Source organism: Haloechinothrix halophila YIM 93223, from assembly GCF_000504245.1.
In the GTDB taxonomy this organism is placed as follows: Bacteria; Actinomycetota; Actinomycetes; order Mycobacteriales; family Pseudonocardiaceae; genus Haloechinothrix_A; species Haloechinothrix_A halophila.
Genome location: NZ_KI632509.1, coordinates 3,892,180 through 3,918,553, shown reverse-complemented (window position 1 = coordinate 3,918,553; position 26,374 = coordinate 3,892,180). Strand labels below are relative to the sequence as shown.

General features: G+C 69.5%; 23 protein-coding genes. 16 read left to right on the top strand and 7 right to left on the bottom strand.

Annotation, left to right across the window (positions count from 1 at the left end; translation table 11 throughout):
• Positions 1-22: 22 nt before the first annotated feature.
• On the top strand, positions 23-1,735 hold the full coding sequence (locus tag AMYHA_RS17945; RefSeq protein ID WP_051400439.1) for a DUF885 domain-containing protein: 1,713 nt from the start codon (positions 23-25) through the stop codon (positions 1,733-1,735).
• A complete protein-coding gene (locus tag AMYHA_RS17940) occupies positions 1,732-3,408 on the top strand; it encodes a DUF885 domain-containing protein (RefSeq protein WP_034272796.1) in 1,677 nt (558 codons plus the stop codon). Before AMYHA_RS17945 ends, AMYHA_RS17940 begins: the two co-directional genes overlap by 4 nt.
• A 3-nt stretch (positions 3,409-3,411) precedes the next feature.
• On the opposite strand, the gene AMYHA_RS17935 is transcribed toward AMYHA_RS17940, so the two are convergent.
• Together AMYHA_RS17935 and AMYHA_RS17930 are read right to left on the bottom strand one after the other, a co-directional pair.
• Positions 3,412-4,050, bottom strand: a complete 639-nt coding sequence (locus tag AMYHA_RS17935; protein WP_034272794.1) for an LmeA family phospholipid-binding protein — start codon at positions 4,048-4,050, stop codon at positions 3,412-3,414.
• Between the two features lie 118 nt (positions 4,051-4,168).
• Entirely contained in the window at positions 4,169-5,974 is a 1,806-nt protein-coding gene (locus tag AMYHA_RS17930; protein WP_034272792.1) for an AMP-dependent synthetase/ligase, read from the bottom strand.
• A 111-nt stretch (positions 5,975-6,085) separates the two neighbouring features.
• On the opposite strand from AMYHA_RS17930, the gene AMYHA_RS17925 reads away from it, so the two are divergent.
• From AMYHA_RS17925 to AMYHA_RS17895, 7 genes are all read left to right on the top strand, one after another.
• Positions 6,086-6,517, top strand: coding sequence for a polyketide cyclase / dehydrase and lipid transport (locus AMYHA_RS17925; protein WP_407919888.1), 432 nt, complete (start codon positions 6,086-6,088; stop codon positions 6,515-6,517).
• A gap of 81 nt (positions 6,518-6,598) precedes the next feature.
• Complete coding sequence (locus AMYHA_RS17920; protein WP_034272788.1) at positions 6,599-7,387, top strand: metallophosphoesterase family protein; 789 nt, start codon at positions 6,599-6,601, stop codon at positions 7,385-7,387.
• A 54-nt stretch (positions 7,388-7,441) separates the two neighbouring features.
• Positions 7,442-7,885: an SRPBCC family protein gene (locus tag AMYHA_RS17915; protein ID WP_034272786.1), complete on the top strand. Its 444-nt coding sequence runs from the start codon at positions 7,442-7,444 to the stop codon at positions 7,883-7,885.
• Position 7,886: 1 nt separating this feature from the next.
• Positions 7,887-9,047, top strand: coding sequence for an ArsA family ATPase (locus AMYHA_RS17910; RefSeq protein WP_034272784.1), 1,161 nt, complete (start codon positions 7,887-7,889; stop codon positions 9,045-9,047).
• Positions 9,044-9,691 carry a hypothetical protein gene (locus AMYHA_RS27135; protein ID WP_051400053.1) on the top strand — a complete coding sequence of 216 codons (648 nt, stop codon included), beginning with the start codon at positions 9,044-9,046 and terminating at the stop codon, positions 9,689-9,691. The genes AMYHA_RS17910 and AMYHA_RS27135 overlap by 4 nt, the downstream gene beginning before the upstream one ends.
• Complete coding sequence (locus AMYHA_RS17900) at positions 9,688-10,644, top strand: ROK family glucokinase (RefSeq protein WP_034272781.1); 957 nt, start codon at positions 9,688-9,690, stop codon at positions 10,642-10,644. The genes AMYHA_RS27135 and AMYHA_RS17900 overlap by 4 nt, the downstream gene beginning before the upstream one ends.
• Positions 10,645-10,648: 4 nt before the next feature.
• Entirely contained in the window at positions 10,649-11,521 is an 873-nt protein-coding gene (locus AMYHA_RS17895) for an NUDIX domain-containing protein (protein ID WP_169732951.1), read from the top strand.
• Between the two features lie 111 nt (positions 11,522-11,632).
• Here the strand turns inward: AMYHA_RS17895 and AMYHA_RS17890 are convergent, their stop codons facing one another.
• On the bottom strand, positions 11,633-12,544 hold the full coding sequence (locus AMYHA_RS17890; RefSeq protein WP_034272772.1) for a pseudouridine-5'-phosphate glycosidase: 912 nt from the start codon (positions 12,542-12,544) through the stop codon (positions 11,633-11,635).
• Between the two features lie 233 nt (positions 12,545-12,777).
• Here AMYHA_RS17890 and AMYHA_RS17885 point away from each other — a divergent pair, with 233 nt between their 5' ends.
• On the top strand, positions 12,778-13,032 hold the full coding sequence (locus tag AMYHA_RS17885) for a DUF3039 domain-containing protein (protein ID WP_034272769.1): 255 nt from the start codon (positions 12,778-12,780) through the stop codon (positions 13,030-13,032).
• A 9-nt stretch (positions 13,033-13,041) separates the two neighbouring features.
• Here AMYHA_RS17885 and AMYHA_RS17880 read toward each other — a convergent pair whose 3' ends face one another.
• Complete coding sequence (locus AMYHA_RS17880) at positions 13,042-14,238, bottom strand: YihY/virulence factor BrkB family protein (protein ID WP_231104795.1); 1,197 nt, start codon at positions 14,236-14,238, stop codon at positions 13,042-13,044.
• A 211-nt stretch (positions 14,239-14,449) separates the two neighbouring features.
• On the opposite strand from AMYHA_RS17880, the gene AMYHA_RS17875 reads away from it, so the two are divergent.
• From AMYHA_RS17875 to AMYHA_RS17855, 5 genes are all read left to right on the top strand, one after another.
• Positions 14,450-16,189, top strand: coding sequence for a DEAD/DEAH box helicase (locus AMYHA_RS17875; protein WP_034272767.1), 1,740 nt, complete (start codon positions 14,450-14,452; stop codon positions 16,187-16,189).
• A 186-nt stretch (positions 16,190-16,375) separates the two neighbouring features.
• The gene (locus AMYHA_RS17870) at positions 16,376-17,497 is read left to right on the top strand and encodes a sugar ABC transporter substrate-binding protein (protein ID WP_196776930.1); all 1,122 of its coding nucleotides are present in this window, start codon (positions 16,376-16,378) and stop codon (positions 17,495-17,497) included.
• A 70-nt stretch (positions 17,498-17,567) separates the two neighbouring features.
• A complete protein-coding gene (locus AMYHA_RS17865; RefSeq protein ID WP_034272756.1) occupies positions 17,568-18,341 on the top strand; it encodes an ATP-binding cassette domain-containing protein in 774 nt (257 codons plus the stop codon).
• A 26-nt stretch (positions 18,342-18,367) separates the two neighbouring features.
• A complete protein-coding gene (locus AMYHA_RS17860; RefSeq protein WP_034272752.1) occupies positions 18,368-19,786 on the top strand; it encodes a sugar ABC transporter permease in 1,419 nt (472 codons plus the stop codon).
• Between the two features lie 73 nt (positions 19,787-19,859).
• Positions 19,860-21,029: an ROK family transcriptional regulator gene (locus tag AMYHA_RS17855; RefSeq protein ID WP_034272750.1), complete on the top strand. Its 1,170-nt coding sequence runs from the start codon at positions 19,860-19,862 to the stop codon at positions 21,027-21,029.
• 238 nt (positions 21,030-21,267) lie between these two features.
• Here the strand turns inward: AMYHA_RS17855 and AMYHA_RS17850 are convergent, their stop codons facing one another.
• Complete coding sequence (locus AMYHA_RS17850; RefSeq protein WP_034272747.1) at positions 21,268-21,456, bottom strand: DUF7455 domain-containing protein; 189 nt, start codon at positions 21,454-21,456, stop codon at positions 21,268-21,270.
• A 295-nt stretch (positions 21,457-21,751) separates the two neighbouring features.
• Here AMYHA_RS17850 and AMYHA_RS17845 point away from each other — a divergent pair, with 295 nt between their 5' ends.
• A complete protein-coding gene (locus AMYHA_RS17845; protein ID WP_084037629.1) occupies positions 21,752-22,570 on the top strand; it encodes an EamA family transporter in 819 nt (272 codons plus the stop codon).
• A gap of 55 nt (positions 22,571-22,625) precedes the next feature.
• On the opposite strand, the gene AMYHA_RS17840 is transcribed toward AMYHA_RS17845, so the two are convergent.
• Together AMYHA_RS17840 and AMYHA_RS17835 are read right to left on the bottom strand one after the other, a co-directional pair.
• The gene (locus AMYHA_RS17840) at positions 22,626-24,737 is read right to left on the bottom strand and encodes an AMP-binding protein (RefSeq protein WP_034272745.1); all 2,112 of its coding nucleotides are present in this window, start codon (positions 24,735-24,737) and stop codon (positions 22,626-22,628) included.
• A 187-nt stretch (positions 24,738-24,924) separates the two neighbouring features.
• Positions 24,925-26,259, bottom strand: coding sequence for an RNA polymerase sigma factor (locus AMYHA_RS17835; RefSeq protein WP_034272743.1), 1,335 nt, complete (start codon positions 26,257-26,259; stop codon positions 24,925-24,927).
• Positions 26,260-26,374 lie beyond the last annotated feature (115 nt).

The following is a 26,374-nucleotide window of genomic DNA, read 5'->3' as shown; positions in this document are numbered from 1 at the left end:
GATGTTGGATAGGCTGACCGCCATGCACGATACGAGCACGGACACGGACGGAGCGCGACCAGACGTCGCGGCGGTTGCTGATCAACTTCTCGAGGTGCAGTTCGCGGCGAACCCGCTGTTGCCTGCCCTGCTCGGCGTCGACAGCACCCGTGGCGGCCTCGGCGACATCAGCGAGGCCGACGAGCGGCGCACAGCCGCCGCCACCGAGGACGTCCTCGCGCGGGCGAAGGCGATCGACCCGCACGGGCTGAGCACCCAGGACGCCATCACCCGCGACGTCGTCATCGCGCTGGCCACCAGCCACCTGGACGAGGCCGCGCTGAAGCTGGCCGAGTTCACCATCACCGACCTGTTCGTCGCGCCAGCGTCGGGGTTGCTGACCTCGCTGCCGATGCTCGCGATCTCCGATGCCGCATCGGCGGAGTCCTACCTGGGGCGGCTGCGCGCCATCCCGGCGTATCTCGACGCCGCGCTTGAGCGGCATCGGGCGGGTGTCGCCTCCGGCAGGGTCGGTGTCGCCCACCTGGTCACCGCCGCGATCGAGCACATCGATCGGCACCTCGCCGCACCGGAGTCCGACCCGCTGCTGCGCCCGCAGGCCCCCGAGGACCTGGCCGAGCGGTTCGACAGCGACCGGGAGCGGATCCTGCGCGAGGAGGTGCGCCCCGCCTTCGCCGCCTACCGTGACGGACTGGCGAGCGACATCGCGCCGCACAGCCGTCCCTCGGACAAGCCGGGCCTGTGCTGGCTGCCGGACGGCGACGCGAGCTACGCGACGCTCGCGCGGGTGCACACCACCACCGACCGCGGCCCGGACGAGCTCCACCAGACTGGGCTCGACCTCATCGCCGAACTCGCCGAGGAGTACGCGGAGATCGGTGAGCGGGTGTTCGGCACCCGCTCGCAGCAGGAGATCTTCGAGCGGCTGCGCACCGACTCCGAGCTGCGCTGGTCCAGCGCGGACGAGTTGCTGGACACCGCCCGCACCACGATCGAGCGCGCCGCCGAAGAGGCGCCCCGCTGGTTCGGCACCATCCCGGAGCAGCCGTGGACCGTCGAGCCGGTGCCGGAAGCCGCCGCACCGGGCGCGCCCGCCGCCTATTACTTGATGCCGTCGACCGACGGTTCCCGACCCGGCACCTACTTCGCCAACACCTACGAGGCGACCGAGCGATTCCGGCACACCGCTGAGGTCATCGCCTTCCACGAGGCCATCCCAGGGCACCACTTCCAGATCAGCCTCGCGCAGGGCCTGACCGAGGTGCCGCTGCTGCGCAGGATCAGTCACTTCACCGCTTACACCGAAGGGTGGGGGCTCTACACCGAGCGGCTCGCCGACGAGATGGGGCTCTACTCCGGCGACGTGGCGTTGCTTGGCATGCTCAGTATGGACTCGATGCGCGCGGGCAGGCTCGTCGTCGACACCGGTCTGCACGCCAAGGGCTGGAGCCGCCAGCAGGCGATCGACTACCTGCGGGAGAACACGCCCATGCCGCTGGTCGAGATCGAGTCCGAAGTGGACCGCTACATCGCGTATCCTGGCCAGGCGCTGTCGTACATGGTCGGCAGGCTGGAGATCCAGCGGCTGCGGGCCGATGCCGAGCGGCGCCTCGGGAACGCCTTCGACGTCAAGGGATTCCACGACGTCGTGCTTGGCAGCGGGGCGGTGCCGCTCGCGGTGCTTGAGAAACTGATCGCCGAGTGGGCGGACGGTGAGGCACACCGCGGCGCATGAGTGAGATCACCGAGCTTGCCGATGAATTGGTCGCCGCCCGTTTCGAGGCCTATCCCTTCGAGGCGTCGCTGCTCGGCCTGCCAGGGCCGCACCACCGGCTGACCGACTACCGCGAACACCGCCGCCAGCACACCCGCGACCACATGTTCGCGCTGGCGCGCGCCGCGACCGACATCGATCCCACCACGCTCGACGAGTCGGATCGAGTCACCCGGGAGCTGATCGTGCAGCAGGCGTTCGCGCTGGCCGCTGAGATCGACGTCCGGCTCGAGGAGTTCTCGGTCAGCGACGGGCTGTCCGCGCCCGCGTTGTGGCCCTTGTTGGCGCTGCCGCTGATCTCGCTGTCCGACGACGAGATGGCCGAGGGATTCCTGGCCCGCCTCGACGCGCTGCCGGGCTACCTGGCCACGGTGTCCGAGCGGCAGCGAGACGGCGTCGCAAGGGGCCTCGCGCCGCCCGCGTTCCTGGTGCGGGCCGGTGTCGAGTTCATCGACCGCTACCTGCGCGCCCAACACGACGACCCGCTGCGTGCGATCCGGCCGCAGCGGGAGAACGCGCGGTTCGCGGCCCGCAGGGACCTGCTGATCGACACCGCCGTCCGGCCGGCCTACGGGCACTACCGGGACTTCCTGGCCTACGAACTGCTGCCCAAGGCGCGGGAGGACGGTCAGTCGGGGTTGTGGTGGCAACCGGACGGCGAGCAGCGGTACCAGGCGCTCGCAGCCGTGCACACCACGACGGACCACAGCCCTGGGGAGCTGCACCAGACTGGCCTTGAGCTGCTGGAGAAACTGACCGCCGAGTACGCCACGGTCGGTGCGCGTGTGTTCGGCACCCGCTCGCAGGCCGAGATCTTCCACCGGCTCAGGCACGACCCAGCGCTGCGCTGGTCCAGTGGCGAGGAACTGCTCAGCTCCGCGCGGCGCGCCATCGCCCGCGCGGAGGCTGCCGCGGCGCGCTGGTTCGGCCGGGTGCCGTCGGAGCGGGTCGTCGTGGCGCCGGTGCCCGCGGCCGAGGCCGAGGGTGGGTCGCTGGCGTACTACACGCCGCCGTCGCTGGACGGTTCCCGGCCCGGCACGTACTTCGCGAACACCCTCGACGTGACCCAGCGCTGCCGCCACCTGTCCGAGGCGATCGCGTTCCACGAGGCCGTCCCCGGGCATCACTTCCAGATCACCACCGCGCTCGGGCTGGAGAAGCTGCCGCTGCTGCGCCGTATCGCGGAGATCAACGCCTACTCCGAGGGATGGGGGTTGTACGCGGAGCGGCTGGCCGACGAGATGGGGCTGTACTCCGACGACCTCGCGCGACTCGGCCTGCTCAGCCAGGAGTCGATGCGCGCCGCGCGGCTGGTGGTAGACACCGGTCTGCACGCCTATGGCTGGAGCAGGCAGCGCGCGGTCGCGTTCCTTACCGAGCACACGCCGATGCCAGCCATGGAGATCGAGTCCGAAGTGGACCGCTACACCGCTGTGCCAGCGCAGGCGCTGTCGTACATGGTGGGCAGGCTGGAGCTGCAACGGATGCGCAGCCAGGCCGAGCAGGCGCTCGGCGCCGCGTTCGACATCCGCGAGTTCCACGACGTCGTGCTCGGCGGCGGGTCGTTGCCGATGCCGATCCTCAACACCGTGGTGGCGGACTGGGCACACCGCAAGGCGCGGGCGGCGGTGTGAGGTCTACTCGCCCGCGTCGCCACCACTCAACTCCGCCGTTCCGGACACCACCACGTGCCCGTCCCGCAGCTGCAGCCGCTCGATCGTGGCGTTCGCGGGCAGCTCGGGCAGGTCGAAGCTCAGCCCGAACCGGGTGAGCTGCTCCAGCCCGCTGCGCACCGGCAGTTGCGGCATCTCGATGTCGATGCCGATCAGGTCGAGCAGCGGCACCTTCGCCGGTGCGGACGGAGCGACGACGATCTTGCTGTCGTTGAGGCTCACCGACGTGTAGATCGGGATGCCCGCCACGGTGTGGAAGGTGAACCCGCGCCGGGTCACCGACAGCCGGTCCACCCCCGGCGGCAGCGGCACCAGCGTGCTCAGCTGGTCCTGCGTCAGCGTCGCGGCGAACGTCGTCTCGCCGACGTCAAGCACGGGACCGCGCAGCGAGAACCGCACCCGCACATCCTCGGCGACCAGGTCGAGCCGGGCCAGCAGGACGTCGGTGTCCTCGATCGGTACCCCGCTGGCGCGCATCTCCAGCCGTTCGATGCGCCGGGTGAGCGCCGATCGCGCGAGTTTGCGCGGCGGCGGGTCGAACTCCACACTCTCCGCCCGCAGCAGCGTGATGACGGCGGTGCGGATGTGCTCGAAGGTGCTCATGGCCAGCGCTCACCAAGCCAGCTGGGGTCCCGGTGGTGGTCTTCCCGGAACCGGACGTCCCCGCGACGGGCGGGCGGCTCACCGGAGTATAGCCACGCCGCCGCGGTGTCGGCCTGGTTCAGGACTGGTACAGCCGCTCGATTGTGTCGGCCTGGTGCTCGCTGACGACGTTGCGCTTGAGCTTCAAGCTCGGCGTGATCTCGCCCGCTGCCTCGGTGAAGTCCTCCGGCAGCACGGTGAACTTGCGGATCGCCTCGGCCTGCGAGACGGACGTGTTGGCCTCGTCGACGGCGGCCTGCACGTCGGCCCGCAGGTCGGGGTCGTCGGCGAGATCGGCCACCGTCGCGTCCTCCGGCTTGCCGTGCTGCTGCTTCCAGGCCGGGAAGAACTCCTCGTCGATGGTGATCAGAGCGGCGATGAACGGCCGCTGATCGCCGACCACCATCGCCTGGCTGATCAGCGGCTTCGACTTCAGCGTCTCCTCGAGCCCGGACGGCGCGACGTTCTTGCCGCCCGCGGTGACGATGATCTCCTTCTTCCTGCCGGTGATCGACAGGAAGCCCTCGTCGTCGATCGCCCCGAGGTCGCCGGTGTGGAACCAGCCGTCCTCCAGCGCCTCGGCGGTGGCCTCCTCGTTCCGCCAGTAGCCGTCGAACACGACGTCGCCTTTGAGCATGATCTCGCCGTCCTCGGCGATGCGCGCCGATGTGCCCGCGACGGGCTTGCCCACGGTGCCGATCTTGATGGCGCCCTCGGTGTTGACCGCGGCCGCCGCCGACGTCTCGGTGAGCCCGTAGCCCTCGTACACGGTGACGCCGATGCCCCGGAAGAAGTGCGCCAGCCTGCTGCCGAGCGGGGCGCCACCGGAGACCGCGCCGAGGCAGTGGCCGCCGAGCGCGGCGCGCAGCTTGCTGTAGACCAGCTTGTCGAAGATCGCGTGCTTGACCTTGAGCGTGACGGGCATCGGGAACGTGTCCATCCGCTCGCTGTAGGCGATCGCGGCGCGCTCGGCCGCGTCGAAGATCTTGCCCTTGCCCTCGGAGTGAGCCTTGAGCTTCGCGCTGTTGTACACCTTCTCGAACACCCGTGGCACCGCGATGACGGCGCTGGGCTGGAACTGCGCGAGGTCGTCGAGCAGGGTCTTCGGGTCGGGCGTGTGGCCGACCGTGACCCGCGAGTACACCGCCATCAGCGCGATCGCGCGGGCCAAGATGTGCGCCAGCGGGAGGAACACCAGCATCGAGTTGCCCGCGGCGAGCAGCTTCGGCAGCGCGGCCACGCAGGCACGGATCTCGGCGAGCAGGTTGCGATGCGTCAGCGCCACACCCTTGGGTCGGCCGGTGGTGCCTGAGGTGTAGACGATCGTGGCGAGGTCGTCCGCGCCGACCGACCGGCGCCGCTCGTGCGCGGCCTCGTCGCTGACGTCTGAGCCGAGTTCGGTGAGCGCCGTCACGGCGGGCGTCGCCGAGCCGGAGCCCTCGATCTGCCAGATGTTGTCCAGGGCGTCGAGCTTGCCCGCCACCTCGTCGACCCGCGCGCGGTGCTCATCGGTCTCCACGATCACGGCCTTCGCACCGGAGTTCGACAAGATCCAGGCGATCTGGTCCGGCGAGGACGTCTCGTAGACCGGCACCGTCACGCCGCCCGCCGTCCAGATCGCGAAGTCGAGCAGCGTCCACTCGTAGCGGGTCTTGGCGATGAGGCCAACCCGGTCGCCGGTGCTGATGCCCGCCGCGATGAGGCCCTTGGCGACGCCGAGCACCTCCGTCGCGTAGTCGCGCGCCGTGACGTCGCGCCAGCCACCGTCCGCCTGACGGCGGAAGCTGACGACGTCGCCGTATCGCTCGGCGTGCGCCCAGATGACGTCGGTGAGGTTCTCCTCAGCCGAGATGTCGGGGGCGGACGCAGCGGTGTACTCGCGCACGATGACAACCTCTCATGACGGATCCTGTTACTTCGGGGTAACTCTATCGTTGGCCCGTTTTCGGGGACCACGCCGGATGCCGCGATACGATGACGTGAGATTCTTCAGGCCGTGACCGCATTATCAGACCAGGTGAACGTTCCCGCAGCTCCGGCGATCGATCTCGTGGACGAGACGTTCCTCGCGGTGCCGCCGTCGACGGTCGCCGCCGCCTTCGCCGATCCCGGTTCGTGGTCGCGCTACTGGCCCGACCTGGTGCTCAAGGTCTACCGCGACCGCGGCGAGGAAGGCATGCGCTGGACGGTGCGCGGGGCGCTCATCGGCACCATGGAAGTGTGGTGCGAGGCGATGCTGGACGGCACGCTGCTGCACTACTTCCTGCGGGCCACCCCCGCCGACGCCGCCGGGGAGCCGCTCGACCTGCCGCCGCGCCAGCTCGCCAGGGAGTACGACGCGCGGGCGCGCGCGGCCAAGGCGATCGCGCTCGGGCTGAAAGACACCCTGGAGGACGGCCGTCAGCCAGGGATGCCACCGCGGTCGTGAGTGGCTAGCGGTGTTCTAACCCGGATAGCCACTCACGACCGATGCCGCCGTGCTAACAGCGACCAGCGAGGGGACAACGCAGTGCGTGTACACGTCGTGTCCGATGTCCATGGCAACGCCGAAGCCCTCGCCAGGGCGGGGGACGGCGCGGACGCGCTCGTCGTACTGGGCGACCTGATCGACTTCGTCGACTACCACCAGCACGAGAAGGGCATCCTCGGCAGGCTGTTCGGTGCGGACAAGGTGAAGACGTTCGCTGACCTGCGTCGCGCTGGCGACCGCGAGGCCACCATCGCCTACTCGCGTGAGTTGTGGGGCAGCCTCGACGATCCGGCCGCCCTGATCGAGGAGGCGATCCGGGAGCAGTACGCCGAGCTGTTCGGCGCGATGAGCGCGCCTACCTACGCCACGCCGGGCAATGTGGACGCGCCGTGGCTGTGGCCGGAGTTCGCCGAGGGCGGCATTCATGTGCTCGACGGCGACGTCGCGAAAATCGGCGGGTTGCGGTTCGGTTTCGTCGGCGGCTCGCTGCGCCCGGACGGTGCGCCGCCGCGCACGTCATCGGCGTGGACGCCGTACCTGCGCCCGCACGACGAGTTCGCCGAGGCGGTCGCCGGACTCGGCCAGATCGATGTCCTGTGCAGCCACATCCCGCCGGATATCCCGGAGCTGACCTACGACGTCGTCACCAAACGATCCGAAGCGGGCGCGCCAAGCCTGCGCGAGGCCATCGAGCGGGAGCAACCGCGCTGGGCACTGTTCGGCCACGTGCACCAACCGCTGACGGAACGGCTGCGCAGCGGCAGGACAGAGTGCTGCAACGTCGGCCATTTCAAGCTGGCCGAACGCCCTTTCGTGCTGCGGTGGTGACATAACCCCACCCGTCGCACCAACAGGGGGTGCCCTTCCAGCTACCCTCTTGGCATGGCCGACGAGTCCACTCAGTCGATCGTCGTCGACGCACCACCGGACCAGATCATGGCGGTGATCGCCGATCTGGAGTCTTATCCTGAGTGGGCGAAGGCTGTCCGCTCTACCGAGGTGCTGGAACGCGACGCCAACGGCCAGGCGTTCCGGGTGTCGTTCACCCTCGACGCTGGCCCGGTCAAGGATGTCTACACGCTGGAGTACGACTGGGCTCCGGACGGGCTCAGCGTCAGCTGGCACCTGGTCAAGGGCCAGATGCAGAAGGCGCAACGTGGCCGCTACGAGCTCACGCCCCTCGAGGACGGCCAGACCGAAGTGACCTACACCCTCTCGGTGGAACTCGCGTTGCCGATGATCGGCCAGCTGCGGCGCAAGGCGGAAAAGATGATCATGGACATCGCGTTGAAGGAGCTCAAGCGGCGCGCGGAGAGTGATCGCTAGCGTGCGGCTGGTGCTGTTCACCGGGAAGGGGGGAGTTGGCAAGACCACGCTCGCCGCTGCCACCGGAGCGACGCTGGCCACGCAAGGCAGGCGGACGCTCGTCGTCTCCACCGACCCGGCGCACTCGCTCGCCGACTCCTACGGCACCCCGCTCGGCCCCGAACCCACCGAAGTGGACAGAAGGCTGGACGCGGTGCAGATCGACAGCCGATCGCTGGCCGACACCGCGTGGCAGCGATTGCGGGGTCAGCTCGGCACCGCGCTGTCCGGGATCGGCGTGGACGCGCTGGATGCCGCGGAACTGACCGTGCTGCCTGGCGTCGACGAACTCCTCGCGCTCAGCGAGGTGCGGCGGCTCGCCGCGACGAAGTACTGGCACGCCGTCGTCGTCGACTGCGGCCCGACCGCCGAGACGCTGCGGCTGTTCGCGTTGCCGGAAGCCGTCGCGGGCTATCTGCGGCGGGTGTATGGCTGGCAGCCGGTCTCGCCACGGGCGCGGGCGCTGAGCGGGGCGGCGGCGTCGGTGATGGAGCTGGGCACCCACCTGGAGTCGTTGCGGGCAATGCTCACCGACCGCGAGATCACCACGGTGCGGCTCGTACTCACCCCGGAACGCATGGTGGTCGCCGAAACCCGCCGCACGCTCACCGCGCTCGCGCTGCGTGGCATCCGCGTCGACGGCATCGTGGCCAACCGGATGATGCCCGCCGCCGGTTTGTGGCGCGGCGGCGCGGCGTCCTGGCTGCGGGAGCGCCGATCGCAGCAAGAAGCGGTGCTCGCCGAAGCGGGCGCCGCGGGGTTGTCCGGGGTGCGGCTCGTCGAGCACCGGGCGTCCGAACCGGTCGGGCTTGAGGCACTTGCCGAGATCGCCAAGGAACTCTACGGTGGCGGGGACCCGCTGGCGGGAGAAGCCGACGATGTCGCCCCGATGCTGCGCATCACCGAGTCAGACGAGGGCTATCGGCTGCGGATCGCGTTGCCGCTCGCGCCGGATGCCGACGTCGATCTGGCACGCATCGACGACGACCTCGCCATCACCATCGACGGGTTCCGCAGGCTGGTCGCGCTGCCGAGACTGCTGCGACCGTGCGAGGTGGTCGGTGCGGAGACCGACGCCGAAGGCCTTGTGGTGCTGCTGACCGACCCAGGAGGTCAGGCATGACCGAGCGAACCGAGCGGATCTCGGCCAACGATGCCGCCGCTGACCTCGGCACCGAACTCATGCTGCTCATCGAAATGATCGTGGAGCATGCCGCGCCGTGGCTCGACGGGCTCATCGCGGCAGGGCACACCGGCGGACTGTTCGGCGGTGGTGCTTCTGGCACCCCCGATGACACCGGCGACTCCGGCGGCGGGGCATCGTCCGAACACGCGAACGCGCAGTACAACTGCGGCTGGTGCCCGCTGTGCGCCGTTGTCAGCATGGCGCGTGGCGACCGGCCGGAGTTCTCCTCACGGGCCGTTGAACAGCTGGCGCAGCTGGTCGGGGTGTTGCGGGCGGTACTCGCGGACCGGTGGTACCCGGGCGAGGGCATCCACATGCCCGGCGCACCGCGCGCCGAACGGCAGGACACCGGCCCGGCCTGGACCGATGGTCCCCGCACCCGGCCCTCGGCCCCGCAGGCCGCGGCTGCCGGGCGGTCCACCGCTGGGGGCACCGCTGCTGGCCGCTCCGATGCCGGTCGACCCGCTGGGGCCTCGCGTGCGCAGCACATCACCGTGCGCAAGACCGGCTCCTCTGGGTCCGCAGATCCCGCTGGGTCCGCTGAGTCGAGCTGGTCCGCCGAGCCGGGGGAGACGTTCTGAACGCCGTCGGCATCGACGTCGGCGGCACCAGCTTGCGCGCGGGTGTCGTCGATGAGCACGGCACTGTGATCGACACGGCGCGCGCGCCGACCCCGGACGACGCCGACGCGCTGGAAGTCGCGATCGCGCACGCCGTCGACGAACTGCGAAGCCGGCACCCGATCACCGCGGTCGGTCTGGCCGTCGCCGGGTTTGTCGCGGTCGATCGCAACACCGTGCGGTACGCGCCGCACCTGCCGTGGCGTGACGCGCCCGTCGCTGACCGCATCGCCGCGCGGATCGGGCTGCCGGTGACGCTGGAACACGACGCGAACGCCGCCGCCGTCGCCGAGCACACCTACGGCGCGGGCCGGGGCGCGGGCGTCGTGGTGCTCGTCGCGATCGGCACCGGAATCGGCGGCGCGCTGCTGCAAGATGGCACGGTGTTCCACGGCGCGCACGGCGTCGGGCCCGAGCTGGGGCACCTGCGGCTCGTACCGGACGGCCGGTCGTGCTCCTGCGGTAAGCGCGGCTGTTGGGAGCGCTACTGCAGCGGCACCGCATTGGCCACCACGGCGCTTGAGCTGCTGGCCAGGCACGAGACGGCGTCGACCGTGCTGGCCCGCGAGTTCGCGGACGACTACAGCGCGCTCACCGGACGCCGGGTGGCGGCCGCCGCGCGGGAGGGCGACGTCGTCGCCAAGCAAGCCATGACGCAGTTCGCGATCTGGCTGGGCGAAGGGCTCGCGCTCGTGGCCGACGTCTACGACCCGGAGGTCATCGTCATCGGGGGCGGGGTGTCGGAGTCCGCGCCGCTGTTCCTTGACGACGCTCGCGAGCACTACGCCTCGGTGCTGACCGGGGCGGGGCACCGGCCACTCGCGCGGATCAGGACCGCCCAGCTCCGCGGCGACGCGGGCATCGTCGGCGCCGCGACACTGGCGGCAGCGGCCGCCGGTGATGTGCGAGGCTAGCGTCGTGCGACTCGGTGACGGTGACGGCTTCGTGCGGTGCTCGTGCGGCAACGTGCACTGGGGCACCAACGGCGCCGCCGGGCTGCTGCTGTCCGACCCGGAGCGCGGCGTGTTGTTGCAGCGCAGGGCGTGGTGGGTGCACCACGGGCGCACCTGGGCGCTGCCAGGCGGGGCGCTGCGCAACGCCGAGACAGCCGAGCAGGCTGCGATGCGGGAGGCCGAGGAAGAAGCCGACGTGCCAGCGCAGGCGGTGCGGCTGACGGCGATCTCGGTCGTCGACCACGGCACGTGGCGCTACACCACAGTGCTCGCGTCGGTACGTCGGGCGGTCGACGCGCGGGCGGCCAACGCGGAGAGCACCGGCATGCGGTGGGTACCGCCGCACGAAGTGGAGCACTACCCGCTGCACCGCGACTTCGCCCGCGCCTGGCCCGCGCTGCGCGAGCACGTGGGCAGGCGGCTGGTGCTGGTGGTGGACGCCGCCAACGTGATGGGCTCCCGGCCGGACGGCTGGTGGCGGGACCGCGCTGGCGCTGCCGAGCGGCTGCGTGACGGGCTCGCCGTGCTCGCGACCGACGGCATCGCCGGCGGACGGGACGACATTCCCGGCAGCGACCTGTGGTGCTGGCTGCCGCGCATCGTCCTCGTCGTCGAGGGCGCCGCGCGTGGTGTCACCGGCGTCGACGGTGTCGAGGTGGTCGCCGCCGAGCGCGACGGTGACTCCGCCATCGTCGACGTCACCCGGCAGGCCGTGATCGACGCGCCCGACGATCACGTGTTGGTCGCCACCGCCGACCGTGAGCTCCGCGCCAGGGTGGAGGCCGAAGGTGCCAGCCGGATGCGCCCCTTCGCCCTGTTAGGACTCCTGCCGCTCTGACGTCGTGTCCTGCAGTCTCGACGTTGTGTCCTGCAGTCTCGACGTTGTGTCCTGCAGTCTCGACGTTGTGTTCCCCATTCCGGACCCCGTGTCCCGCACCCACACGCACGGCTACGCCGAGAGCGTGACGGCGACCTGGGCGGCGAGGGTGGCGTTGGCGAGCACCAACGCCTCGTTGGTCGCGACGCTGATGCCGCCGCTGGCCGTGTGGAAATGCTCCAGCAGCACCGGCGTGACGTCCGATCCGGACGCGCCGGTGTCCCGCAGCCGGTCGAGGCCTTCGGCGAGCAGCCGGTCGTGCAGCGTGCGCTCCATCTCATGTTCGGGCGGCACCGGATTCGCCAGCACGGCCCCGGACGTCGCGTGTTCACGGTGGGCGAGGACTGTGGCCGCGACGGTTCCGGGGTCGTCGACGCGCCATGGCACCGGGTGCCCAGATGAGCGCAGGTAGAACGCGGGGAAGTCGTCGGTGCGGTAGCCGAGCACCGGCACGGACCGCGCTTCCAGCACTTCGAGTGTCGCCGCGATGTCCAGCACCGACTTCACCCCGGAACACACCACGAGGAGTGGCGTCGTCGCGAGGACGCCGAGGTCCGCCGAGACGTCCCAGGTCGTGGCGTCGCCGGGTGCTGGCAGGTGGACGCCGCCGAGACCACCGGTGGCGAACACCCTGATGCCCGCACGGTGCGCCAGGACGCTGGTCGCGGCGACGGTCGTCGCGCCAGACCGGCCGAGCGCGATGGCGGGACCGAGGTCGCGCGCGCTGAGTTTGGCCAGCGCGGTGCTTTCGGTACAGACCCGGCCGAGTTGGTCAGGGGAGAGGCCGATCGTGGGCGCGCCGTCGAGGACCGCGATCGTGGCGGGGACGGCGCCTTGCGCCCGGATCGCGTCGCCCAATCCCCGCGCCAGCGTGAGGTTGCGGCCGCTCGGAAGGCCATGAGCGAGCAGTGTGGATTCCAGTGCGACGACAGGACGTCCAGCATCGAGCGCCTCCGCTACCTCGGGCGCGAACGTGAGAGCCATGCCTGGCATCGTGCCGAAGTGTGCTGACGGCCGCGTCTCGGGGGAGGACTGCAGGACACAGCGTCGAGAGTGCAGGACACAGCGTCGAGAGTGCAGGACACAGCGTCGGGAACGCAGGACACGGCGTCGAGAGTGCAGGACACAGCGTCGAGAGTGCAGGACACGGCGTCGAGAGTGCAGGACACAACGGTATGGGTGTGGGACACGGCGCGAGCCTGGGGCAGAATAGAGGCGTGAGTACTCAGGTTCTTCCCGATGTAGACACGCGGCCGGAAGGCAGTGACGTCACCGACGACGACACGCCGGAGATGTTCCACTACGTGAAGAAGAACAAGATCGCGGAGAGTGCGGTCATGGGCTCGTACGTGGTGGCGCTGTGCGGTGAGACGTTCCCGGTGACGAAGTCAGCCAAGCCAGGTTCTCCGGTATGCCCGGAGTGCCAGCGCATCTACAAGGGCTTGCCGCCCGGCGGCGACGACAACGACTGAGCCCGCTGGTCAGCGGACGTGCTCGGCGTCTGAGTTCTCGCTGGACGACGCCGAGCGCGCCCTTGGTGATGCCTCCGAAGGGGTGGCCGGGCTGTCACCGGACTGCGCTGGTCCGTGATCAGCCGCCGCGCCAGTCCCGTTGGACTCCGGCACGGCGGGGCGGCGCTCCGCGTCCTCCGCCGGGCCACCCTGCGCATCGTCACCCCGCCCACTGGGCTGCCCGGTGCCACGCCGTCCGCCCTCCTCCGGATGCAGCGCGCGGTTGACCCGTTCCAGCTCCAGCCGTCGCCACCTGCGTTGCTGCCGCCGCGTCGGCTTGGCGGGCCACAGCTCCTGGATGGCGGCGTTGAAGTACGCCCCGCCGACCACGGCGAGCCCGATGAAGAACAGGAACAGCAGGAACGCCACCGGCGTGGCGAGCGCGCCGTAGGTGTAGCCGGTCGCGGAGACCCCGCCAAGGTAAAACCGCAGGCTGGCACTGGTCAGCAGGAAGATCGCCATCGCGAGGATCGCCCCAGGTATGCCCCGGTGCCAGGGCAGCTTGCGCGGTAGCGCCACCTTGTACAGCGTGGCGAGCGCGACGACGATCAGCACACCGAGGGTGGGGTAGTACAGCACCCGCACCCAGAAGCCGATCATGCCGTGCCAGGACTCCGGGAAGAACCGGGGCAGCAGGTCGGGGCCGATGGCGATCAGCGGGAGTCCGATGATCAGCAACACCAGGCTGCCGATGTAGAGCAGCAGCGAGAAAATCCGCTGCCACACCTCGTTACGGACGCCTTCCTGGTCGTGCGCCACCGTGATGGCGTCCACGAACGACGACATCGCGGACGATCCCGCCCACAGCGCGATGATGAAACCCACCGAGGCGATCGCGCCCTTGCCCTCGGTGAGCATGCTCTCCACGGTCGGCTTCACGATGTTCCCGACGACCTCGTCGCTGAACGCCTTGTCACTGAAACTCACGATCTGCTCGCTGGCGCGCGCGGCGACGCGGTGGCCGAACCAGTCGCTGACGTAGCCGAGCAGCCCGAGTATCCCGAGCATCAGCGGCGCGAGTGAGAGTGCCTGCCAGAACGCGGCCTCGGCCGACTCGGAGAAGATGCTGCCGCGCCATGCCTTGCTCAGGGTGAGACCGATCAGGCGCAGCGGACCTTTCCTGGTCCGCTTGCCGTCGGTATCCGTGGCGTCCCCGTGAGCAGTCATCTCACCTTCCAGCATGGTGTATTTCCGTAATTTTGGCTCGTCACTCGCGAGGTGTGTCTCTGTGCCCGGTCACCCTCACCCGCCAGGTACCCTCAACGGGCGCCCTCACCGCGTGCCGCGGCGCCTGCGGCACGGCTCTCGTGTGGGGGCATTTGCCTGTCTTGACCGTGCGGTGTTGCGCCGTGCCGACAGCGGGGAGAGGAGCCGGGAGTTGCCGGAGACGTTTGTTGCGCCAGAGCCGGAGCAGGACGCGACGGCGAAGCCGTTGCGTGCGTGGCAGCGCAGGGCGTTGACGAAGTACCTCACCCGCAACCCGAAGGACTTCCTCGCGGTGGCCACGCCCGGCGCCGGTAAGACGGTGTTCGGCTTGCGGATCGCCGCTGAGCTGCTCTCGGACCGCACCATCGACAGTGTCACGATCGTCACCCCGACCGAGCACCTCAAGCACCAGTGGGCCAGCGCGGCGAGCCACGCGGGCATCGCGATCGACTCCAACTTCCGCAACGCCGATGGCGCGGTCTCGCCGGACTTCCGGGGTGTCGCGCTCACCTACGCGCAGGTGGCGGCGCATCCGACGTTGCATCGGGTGCGCACCGAGAACCGCAAGACGCTGGTGATTCTTGACGAGATCCATCACGGTGGCGACGCCAAGTCCTGGGGTGATGCGATCCGCGAGGCGTTCACGCCAGCCACGAGACGAGTCGCGCTGACCGGAACACCGTTCCGCAGCGACGACTCGCCGATCCCGTTCGTCACGTACGAGGAAGACGCCGATGGCGCCATGCGCAGCAAGGCGGACCACTCGTACAACTACTCCGACGCGCTGGCCGACGGCGTCGTGCGCCCGGTCGTGTTCCTCGCCTACTCGGGTGAGGCCCACTGGCGGACCAACGCGGGGGAGGAGTTCACCGCCCGCCTGGGCGAGCCGCTGACAGCAGAGCAGACGGCGCGAGCGTGGCGTACCGCACTGGACCCGAGCGGCGAGTGGGTGCCATCGGTGCTGCACGCCGCGCATGTCCGGCTCACCCAGCTGCGCTCCGGTGGTGTGCCTGACGCGGGCGGCCTCGTCATCGCCAGCGACCAGGACTCGGCCAGGGCGTACGCCACGATCCTCCGCGAAGTCACCGGCACCGAGCCGGTGGTGGTGCTCTCCGACGATCCACAGGCGACCAAGCGCATCGGCGAGTTCGCCGAGTCGGACGACCACTGGATGATCGCGGTGCGGATGGTCTCCGAGGGCGTCGACGTGCCGCGGCTCGCGGTCGGCGTCTATGCGACGAGCGCGTCGACGCCGTTGTTCTTCGCGCAGGCCATCGGCCGGTTCGTCCGTGCGCGGCGGCCGGGGGAGACCGCGAGCGTGTTCCTGCCCAGCGTGCCCACGTTGCTCGAACTGGCCAGTCAGCTGGAAGCGGAGCGCGACCACGTGCTCGGCAAGCCGGACCGGGAGAAGGATGGCTGGGACGACGAGCTGCTCGCCGCGGCCAACCGCACCGAGGACGAGCAGACCGACGACGATCGCGGTTTCCAGTCGCTGCACGCCTCCGCCGAGCTGGACCAGGTGATCTACGACGGCAACTCGTTCGGAACCGCCGTGTTCGCCGGTTCCGAGGAGGAGCAGGAGTACCTGGGCCTGCCTGGTCTGCTTGAGCCGGACCAGGTGCGGGCGTTGCTGCGTAAGCGGCAGGAGGAACAGCTCGCCGACGACAAGCGCAGGAAGCCGAAGGAACCCGAGCAGGAACCGCAGCGGCAGGCAGCGCCCGCCAGCATGCGGGAGCGCCGTGCCGCGCTGCGCAAGGAACTCAACGCGCTCGTCGGGATGTATCACCACCGCACGAACAAGCCGCACGGCGCGATCCACAACGAACTCCGCCGGGTCTGCGGCGGCCCACCGACCGCCATGGCGACGGTGGAGCAACTGGAGGAGCGCATTGCGACGATGCGCTCATGGTGAGTGCTATCTAACGGATGTCCCGTAGGTGTCGTTGCCGAATCGTGTCCTGACGCCGGGAACTAAATCGATACAGGTCCTCTTCCGCGCCGCCGCGTCGCCGAATATGTTGTCGCTCACAACATTTACATGGCGGACCTCGGCGCAGCCGGGTTAGCCGCCAGCTTAGACCCGGAAAGGTTCTCAGTGATGCGGACCAAGAGACTCCTCGCGACCGCCGCGGCGGCCGGCCTGCTCGTACTCAGCGCCTGCGGTGCGAACACCGCGGGCGGCGACGACGGCGCCGCCGCCGACACCGGTTCCAACGAAGCCACCAAGGGCACGGTGGGTGTCATCCTGCCCGAGACCGCGAGCTCATCGCGGTGGGAAGGTTTCGACAAACCCCTGCTGGAGAAGGCGCTGCGTGCGGAAGGCTTCGAGGCCGACGTGCAGAACGCGCAGGGTGAGGTGCAGAAGTTCACCACGCTCGCCGACGGCATGATCGCCAAGGGCGTCGACGTCCTCGTGATCGCCGCGATCAACAGCGAGGTCGGCAGTGCGGTCGTCTCCCAGGCGAAGGCCGCTGGCATCCCCACCATCGATTACGACCGGCTCAACCTGGGTGGTGGCTCGGACTACTACGTCTCGTTCGACAACGTGCGGGTCGGTGAGCTGCAAGGCGAGGGGCTCGCCGAGGCGCTCGAGGGTCAGCAGGGTGCCGAGGTCATCGAGATCGAGGGCGCGCCGACCGACAACAACGCCACGCTGTTCCACGAGGGTCAGCGCAACGTGCTGCAGCCGCTCTACGACTCCGGCGAGCTGGAACTCGTGCAAAGCCAGCCCATCGACAACTGGGACAACCAGAAGGGCGGCACCATTTTCGAGCAGATCCTGACCAGCAACGGCGGCACGGTGGACGGCGTCGTCGCCGCCAACGACGGCCTCGCCGGTGCGATCATCACCGTGCTGAAGAAGAACGGTCTCGCGGGGAAGGTCCCGGTCACCGGCCAGGACGCCACCCCTGCGGGGCTCAAGTCGATCCTGCGCGGCCATCAGTACATGACGGTGTTCAAGCCGATCAAGAAGGAGGCGGAGGCCACCGCGAAGCTGGCCGCCGCGCTGGCCGAGGGCGACACCGCGGCCGCCGACGAACTCGCCTCGGACACCGTGCATGACTCGAAGGGCGACCGTGACGTCAAGTCGATGCTGCTCGAGCCAGAGCTGATCACCAAGGACAACGTCAAGACGGTGGTCGACGCCGGTTACGTGCCCGCGAGCGACCTCTGCGTCCGCGATCTCGCCGACGTCTGCGACAAGCTCGGCATCTCCTGACCGACCCTACCCGCTGGGGCGGGCCGCGCGCCCCGACCGCGTGGCCCGCCCCAGCACCACGGAGACAACGATGAGTGAGCCCATCCTCGAACTGCACGGACTCAACAAGAGCTTCGGGCCGGTGCACGTGCTGCACGACGTCGACCTGAAGGTGCGCGCCGGTGAGGTCACCGCGCTGGTCGGCGACAACGGTGCCGGTAAGTCAACGCTGGTGAAATGCATCGCGGGGATCCACGCCTCCGACTCGGGTGAGGTGCGGTTCCAGGGCGAGCCGGTGCACATTCGCGGTCCGAAGGACGCCGCCGAGCTCGGCATCGAGGTCGTGTACCAGGACCTCGCGCTGGCCGACAACCTCGACATCGTGCAGAACATGTTCCTCGGCCGTGAGCGGGGCAGCGGCTGGCTGCTCGACGAGGCGAGCATGGAACAGGCCGCGCGGCAGACGCTGGCCTCGCTGTCGGTGCGCACGGTCAAGTCGGTGCGCACCCCGGTGTCGTCGCTGTCCGGCGGGCAGCGGCAGACCGTGGCGATCGCCAAATCCGTGCTGTGGGACAGCAAAGTGGTGCTGCTCGACGAGCCGACCGCCGCGCTCGGTGTCGCGCAGACCCGCCAGGTGCTCGACCTGGTGCGCAGGCTCGCCGAGCAGGGTCTCGGCGTGGTGCTGATCAGCCACAACATGGCCGACGTGTTCGAGGTCTCCGATCGGGTCGCCGTGCTGTACCTGGGCCGGCTGGCCGCCGAGGTGAACACCAAGGAGGTCACCCACGGCCAGGTCGTCGAACTGATCACCGCGGGCCGCTCTGGCGACCTCGGCCTTGCCCGCCCCGATACCGCCACCGTGTGAGCCTCGTGAGCAAGGAAGAACCCACCATGACCCAGACCTCTTCCGCACCGTCCGGCGCGGCGATCACCGATTTCGGCATCGACACCACCGCGATGTCCACGACCGAGGCGATCCGTGACTACTTCTCCCGGCTGCGGGGCGGCCAGCTCGGCTCGCTGCCCGCCGCGCTCGGTCTCGTCGCGCTGTTCGTGCTCTTCTCGTCGCTGTCGGACGTCTTCTTCTCGCTGCACAACGTCGCGAACCTGCTCGCTCAGGGTGCGGGGCAGACCATGCTCGCGATGGGCATCGTCTTCGTGCTGCTCGTTGGCGAGATCGACCTGTCGGCGGGCACGGCGTCCGGCGTGGCCGGTGCCGTACTCGCGCTGCACTACGCCGAGAACGGCAACCTGCTCGGCGGCATGGGCACCACCGTGTTCATCGTGTTCAACGCCGTGCTGGTGCTCGCCGCCGTGCTCGCCGCGCTGCTGCGGATCTGGCCAGGCGTGGCGATGTCGCTGGTCGCGTTGGCGATCTCGGTATCGGGCATGGCGGCGAATCCGTGGCTGGAGATGCTGCTCGCGCTGTCGGTCGGCACCGCGATCGGCTGCATCACCGGATTCCTCGTCGCCAAGATCGGCATGCCATCGTTCGTGGTGACGCTGGCGCTGTTCCTGACGTGGCAGGGCGTGATCCTGCAGTTCATCGGTGAAGGCGGCGTGATCGGCATCAGCACGTCCGACGTGCTGAACAAGGTCGCCAACGGCAACCTGTCCACGGTCGGTAGCTGGGCGCTGTTCGTCGTCGCCGCGGGTGGGTTCGCCGCGACGACGCTCGGCCAGCACTTCCGTAGGCTCAACCGGGGTCTCGTCACCCAGCCAACACCGCTCGTCGTGTTCAAGGTGGGCGCGGTCGGCGTGCTCGGGGCGGTGGTGACGGCGTTGCTGACGATCAACCGCTCTCCCAACGAGAGCATCGAGATCTCCGGGGTGCCGTACGTGGTGCCGATCGTGCTCGGTCTGCTCGTCATCGGCACCTACGTGCTCAACCGCACCCGCTACGGCAGGCACATCTACGCCGTCGGCGGCAACAAGGAGGCCGCGCGCAGGGCTGGCATCGACGTCACCAAGGTCAAGGCGAGCGCGTTCGTGGTGTGTTCCTCGATGGCCGCGCTCGGCGCGATCGTGTACTCCTCGAAGGTCGGCTCGGTGGACCCGCAAGCAGGCGGCCTCAACACGCTGCTGTTCGCCGTGGGCGCCGCCGTGATCGGTGGGGCGTCGCTGTTCGGCGGCAGGGGCAAGGTGATCGACGCGGTCATCGGTGGCACCGTGCTGGCGACCATCGCCAACGGGCTCGGCCTGCTGCAACAGCCCGCCGCCGTCGTCGCGATCGTGACCGGCTTGGTGCTGCTGCTGGCCGCGACCGTCGACGCGCTGTCGAGGCGGCGCGCGACGACGGCGGCCCGCTGATGCGATGTCCGCTGACCGGCTGCCCGGCTGGTGCTGTGACGGGTGGTGCCACAGGGAGTGAGACGATGCTCTCGTGACCAGCACATCCGTTGCCCGACCCGACGAGGTGCGCCGGTATAACCGATCCAGCCTGCTCCGCCTGCTGCACGTCACCGGCCCGTGCACGCGGGCGGTGCTGGCGACCGAACTGGGGCTCAACCGCAGCACGATCAAGACCCTGGTCGACGGGCTCGCCGAAGCGGGCGTGGTCGAGGAGCGCGTGCCGCGCTCGGGCAGGGCAGCGGCGGGTCGCCCCTCGCTGCTGGTGCTGCCGCAGCCGCAGGCCGCCGTCGTGCTCGCTGTCGACGTCCAGGTCGAGCATGTCGCGATCGCACTGGTCGGTCTCGGCGGGCAGATCCTCGGCCGCAACCGGTGGAACCTGCATGGCCGTATGGGAGAGCCGGGCGAGGTCATCACGCACGTCATCGAGTCGACCCAGCTGCTTGCGGCCGATCTGGGGGTGCGGCCGGTGGCGGCAGGGATCTCGGTGCCCGGCGTCGCCCGGCGCTCCGACGGCCACATCCACGAGGCGCCGAACCTGCGCTGGCACGACGTCCCGCTCGGTGAGTTGATGAGCGCGGGGCTCGGCATCCCAGTCACGGTCGGCAACGACGCGGAGTTCGGCGCGCTGGCCGAGCACCTGCGCGGGGTGGCGCGCGGCTCGGACGACATGGTGTTCGTCTCCGCCGACGTCGGTGTCGGTGGCGGGGTGATCGCCCAGGGCTCGTCGCTGCGCGGTGGGGGCGGCTACGTCGGCGAGATCGGGCACATGATCGTGCGGCCCGGCGGCAGGCCGTGCTACTGCGGCAACGTCGGCTGCTGGGAGACCGAGATCGGCGAGGCGGCGCTGGCGCGGGCGCTCGATCTGCCGGACGACAGCCCGCGCGGGGCGATCGTGGCCGAGCTGCGGTTACTCGGCGAGGCGGGCACCGCTGGCGAGCAGCTGGCCGAGTTCGCGGAGTGGCTGACGCTCGGACTGGTCAGCCTCGTGAATGTGCTCGGCCCTGAGCTGGTCGTGCTCGGCGACCTGTTCGCCGCGTTGCCGCGGCCAGTGCTGGACGCCGTCGGTGAGCAGGTGCGGGCGCGCAGCATGGTCAGCCGCGCCGTCGGGGGAGTGCGGGTGGTGACGTCCGCGCTCGGTGCGGACGTCAAGCTGCTCGGTGCGGCGGAGTCGGCGTTCGAGGGCGTACTCGACACCGTGTGAGCTCCGAACGCCGCGGGCGTGCCTGGCGCGGTCGCGCGGGGGTGAGCAGCGGCGATGTCCGGTGATCTTGAGGCGTTGTGGCTGCTATAGCGACCAAAACGCCTCAAGATCCACGTGATCGGGCTGAGCCCGGTCGGGCCTGGCCCTCGACGGGCGGGCCGAGGCCCTAGATACACCTCGGGCGGGAATCCTGGCTGGATTCCCGCCCGAGGGCGTCTAGTGGTGGGTCGAGTTGCGATCACTCGGTCTCGTCGCGTTGGATCTCGGCCTCAAGCTCCTTCAGCCTGTTCTCGTGCTGGCGGGCGTGGTGACCGCAGAAGAGCAGTTCACCGCCGGTGGGCAGGATTGCGCGAACCTGCGCCGCCGCGCTGCAGCGATCACAGCGATCCGCCTTGGTCAACTCGGGGCGGGTGAGCGTAGCGCTCATTGGAGTCTCCCTCCGTCCCAGCATCGTGAGCCCGATGCCACTCGACTCAACGCTGTCATGCGTTGCTTCTACTGTTGCAGACGATTCCACCACTGCAAGTGTTCCCGCATAGCTGGGATGTCAGTCACGCCGAAATCCTCCGGATGTCGCAGCCGAAGATCACGATCCAGTAGCCCACCGTCATGGAAAGTCGTTTGCGCACGTCAGGCACGATGGCATGGTGACTGGATTGCGTGTTGCTCCCTGGCTGGCACAGGCACCGGCCCCGGTGTTGTTCGCCATCAGCGGAACGTCGATGTACGTCGGCGCGGCGATGGCGGTGTGGTTGTTCGACGACGCCACCCCCTCCGGTGTGGCCTGGTTGCGGTGCCTCGGCGCGGCGATGGTGCTGCTGGCATGGCGCAGACCACCGCGCGCGGCCTGGCGCGGCAAGGCGCTGTTGCTCGCCGGCGCGTTCGGCACCGTGACGGCGGGCATGAACGTGGTCTTCTACGAGGCGATCGCCCGGCTGCCGCTCGGCACCGCGGTCGCGCTTGAGTTCGTCGGGCCGGTGGTGGTCGCCGCCATCGGCTCCCGGACGCGGCGCGACATCGCCGCGTTGGCCATGGTCGCCCTCGGCGTGGTGCTCATCGCCGACGTCCAGCTCGCTGGCGAGCCCCTCGGCGTGGCGTTCGCGCTGGCGGCCGCCGCGGCCTGGGCCGGCTACATCGTGCTCGGCAACCGGGTCGCACTCGCCGACACCGGCGTGTCGGGCTTCGACAGTCTCGCGGTCGGTTTCGCGGTGGCCACGGTGGTGCTCTCGCCGCTGGCGCTCGGCACCGGTGCGGTCTGGGGCGCGCCGGACCTGCTCGCACTCGGCGTCGGGGTCGGGGTGCTCTCCACGGTTGTGCCCTACACCCTGGACCAATTCGTGCTCCGCAAGGTCGGCCGTGCGGCGTTCGCGCTGCTGCTGGCGCTGCTGCCGGTGACGGCGACCGTGATCGGGCTGCTGGTGCTGGCGCAGGTACCGACCGGCATGGAGGCGCTCGGCATCCTCGCCGTCGTCATCGGCGTGGCGCTGCGGTCCCGTGAGGATGGCCAGCGGACGGCTGAGTCGCCCCAGGAACCGCCGTGAGGTGGCGGGAGACGCCCTGGGAGCCGCTGAACCCATGGCCGCCGCTGCGAGCCACTCAGGCGGTCAGTTCCGGCGGCCTGCCGCTGCGCTCCACCAGCAGCCGCTTGAGAATCTTGCCGGTGGTGTTGCGCGGCAACCGGGTCAGAAACGTCACGTCTCTTGGCACCGAGAACCGGCTCAGCCGGTGGTGGATGTAAGAACGCACCATCGCGGGGTCCAGCCGGGCGCCCGTCCTCGGCACGATGAACGCGGCGAGGCGCTGGCCGTATTCGTCGTCCGGCACGCCGACCACGGCCACCTCGCTGACCTGGGGCAGGGCGGCGAGGGCCTCCTCGACCGGGCGCGGGAACACGTTCTCGCCGCCGGAGATGATCATCTCGTCGTCGCGGCCGGAGACGAACAACCTGCCGTCGGCGTCGACGTAGCCGAGATCGCCGGTGTCCATGAAGGTGTCCTTGATCTCGGCCGAGTTGCCGTCGGTGTAGCCGTCGAACAGCATTTCGTTGCCGACGAAGATCCGGCCGACCGAGCCGCGCGGGACTTGCAGCCCGTCCTGGTCGAGGATCGCGACCTGGGTGCCGAGCGCGGCGTGGCCCGCCGTGGTGGGCGCCGCCCGCAGGTCGGCTGGCGTCGCCACGGTCGCCTGCGAGACCTCGGTCGAGCCGTAGAAGTTGTAGAGAATGTCGCCGAAGGTGTCCATGAACCCGGTGACAAGCGGGCCGGGCAGCACCGAGCCGCTGCTCGCCGCCATCCGCAGGCTCGACGTGTCGTACTTGTCCCTGATCTCGGGAGGCAGGTTCAGGATGCGCTGCAGCATGATCGGCACCGCGACCAGCGTGGTGGCGCGGTGCCGCGAGATCGCGCGCAGGCACTCTTCGGCGTCGAACCGGTCCTGCAGGATCACCGTCGCCCGCAGCGGCGTGCTGAGCTGTAGCGCAGCCAGCCCCCAGCTGTGGAAGATCGGCGCGGCGATCAGCATCCGTTCCCCGGTGCGCAGCGGTAGCCGCGACAGGATCGCCGCGATCGTGCTCCAGCCCTTCGCCGCTGGCCGTTTGGCGCCCTTCGGCGTGCCGCCGGTACCCGAGGTGAGCACCACCAGCCTGCCCTGCTGTTTCGGCGGGGTGAGGGCGCGATCCGGCGCGGTGTCGATGATCTCGTCGATCGTCTCGCGCCGCGTGACCGTGCCGCCCGGCGTTGTGCTGATCTGGTCCACCTCTGCTGGCAGGTACTGCACCAGCGGCGAGAACTCGTCGTCGACGAACAACGTGTGCAGCTCGTGCTTCTCGGCGATGTCCTCGATCTGTCTGCTCGACAGCCCGGTGTTGAGCAGGATCAGCGTCGCGCCGATGATGCCGCACGCCGTCATGCACTCGACCATCGCGCTGTGGTTGCGCGCCATCACCGCGACGGTGGTCCTCGGGCCGATGCCGCGCTCGATGAGGCCCGCGGCCAGCCATTGCGCGCGCTGCCACACCTCGGCGAAGGTGCGCGGCTCGTGCTCGTCGATCAGTGCTGGCGCCCGCGGATCGCGTGCCGACGCCTGCGCGTAGCCGCCGACGAGGTTGAAGCCCCACCGGTTCAGCAGAGTCAGCTGCCGCGCCGCGACGTCGGGCCGGGTGGGTTTGAGGATGCCGGACGTTACCAGCGTGCGTGCGATCTGGACCCGCGCCGGCCCGGTGTCATCCGGGTGCCTCACCGGCCGGTCGGGGACCCGGCCCAGGTACCGCGACACGCGGTCGAGGCCGTGTTGCGCCCAGGTGCGCAGCTCGGCCTTGCGCGGCGTGAACTCGGCGGGCAGCCCGATCGGCGTCGACATCACCAGCGCGACCTTGGTTCTGCCCGGCCGCGCGTCGCTGAGCGTCAGCGAGATCCACTTCCCGCTCTCCGGCACCGGCGCCAGCACGAACTTCTCCTGCTTACGACGGGTCACCGTGCGCAGTCGTAAGTCGGTCGCGCCGTGCCCTGGTCGCGTCACCCGGACGGTGTACTCGGTCGTCTTGTCCGGCTCGGCGGGCGGGATCTTGGTGCAGACGCTCAGGCCCCGGAAGAAGCGTGGGTACAGCTCAGGCCTGCTGAGCAGCTCCCACAACTCGCTTCTGGGGTGGTCGAGAACCGTCTCATACCTGACGTAGTCGGACGACGTGCCACGCTGTCGTGACTGCTTCACCCTTCACCCATCCCCGCTGTGACTTAGTGCGCCCCCTTGTCTAGCGAGAGGAACAACACACGGTCAAGTACTAGTGCGCTCGGGTTAGTAAATGGCGTCCGTGATGACCCGCCAGGACCGCTGAACGGCCGACCAAGTACGCCAATCGGCCGAAGCGGACGGTCGGATGGGGAAGGGTGAAGTGGGGTCAGTCGAGGTAGTCCCGGAGCACCTGCGAACGGGACGGATGGCGCAACTTGGACATCGTCTTGGACTCGATCTGCCGGATCCGCTCCCGCGTGACGCCGTAGACCTGACCGATCTCGTCCAGCGTGCGCGGCTGGCCGTCGGTGAGGCCGAACCGCAGCCGCACGACACCCGCCTCGCGCTCGGACAGCGTCTGCAGCACCGACTGCAGCTGGTCCTGCAGCAGCGTGAAGGAGACCGCGTCGACCGCGACGACGGCTTCTGAGTCCTCTATGAAGTCGCCGAGCTGCGAGTCGCCCTCGTCGCCGATGGTCTGGTCAAGCGAGATCGGCTCGCGGGCGTACTGCTGGATCTCAAGGACCTTCTCCGGGGAGATGTCCATCTCCTTCGCGAGCTCCTCCGGGGTGGGCTCGCGACCGAGGTCCTGCAGCAGCTCGCGCTGGATGCGGCCGAGCTTGTTGATGACCTCCACCATGTGCACCGGTATACGGATGGTGCGGGCCTGGTCGGCCATGGCGCGAGTTATCGCCTGCCGGATCCACCAGGTCGCGTAGGTGGAGAACTTGTAGCCCTTGGTGTAGTCGAACTTCTCCACCGCGCGGATCAGGCCGAGGTTGCCTTCCTGAATCAGGTCGAGGAAGGCCATGCCGCGGCCGGTGTAGCGCTTGGCGAGCGAGACGACGAGCCGGAGGTTCGCTTCAAGCAGGTGGTTCTTGGCGCGTTCGCCGTCGCGGACGATCCAGCGCAGATCCCGGCGCATCTGGGTGGCGAGCTTCTCGCCGTCCTCCTCAGCGGCGCGCAGCCGCTCCGAGGCGTACAGACCGGCCTCGATGCGCTTGGCGAGGTCGACCTCCTCGGCGGCGTTGAGCAGCGCGACCTTACCGATCTGCTTGAGGTACGCCCGGACGGAGTCCGCCGACGCGGTGAGCTCGGCGTCCTTGCGCGCCTGCCGCAGCGCCTCGGATTCCTCCTCGTCCCAGACGAAGTCGCCGTCGGCCTTGGTCTTGCCGCCTGGCTTCTGCTCAGCGACCTCCTCGAGCTCCTCCGTCACGGTCGCATCGACGACATCGACCTCGACCGCCTCGAGATCAGCGAGGTCGGGGGATTCCTTCTCCTCGGCGGCTGCCTCGATGGCCTCGGCGGCGTCGGCGACGGTGCCAGCCTTCTTGCTGGTCTTCTTCTTGCCTGCTGCTTTCGTGCCGCCCTTGCGACCCTTGGCCGTCTTCGGAGCTGACTCAGCGTCGGTGACACCCGACGCCGCGTCGGTCGTGTCGTCGGCGCGCTCTGTGTTGCCTGCCTTGGACCCGTGCCGGGTTGCAGTGTTTGCGGCTGCCACGTATGCCCTTTCGCAGCTCGTGAATCTGCTACGCCGAGGATCAACGACCTCAGCTGCTTCAGGTTTCGGGGTAAAGGCTCCTGCCTGCGGTTTCGTGTGCCGGAAGCGGGGGCCG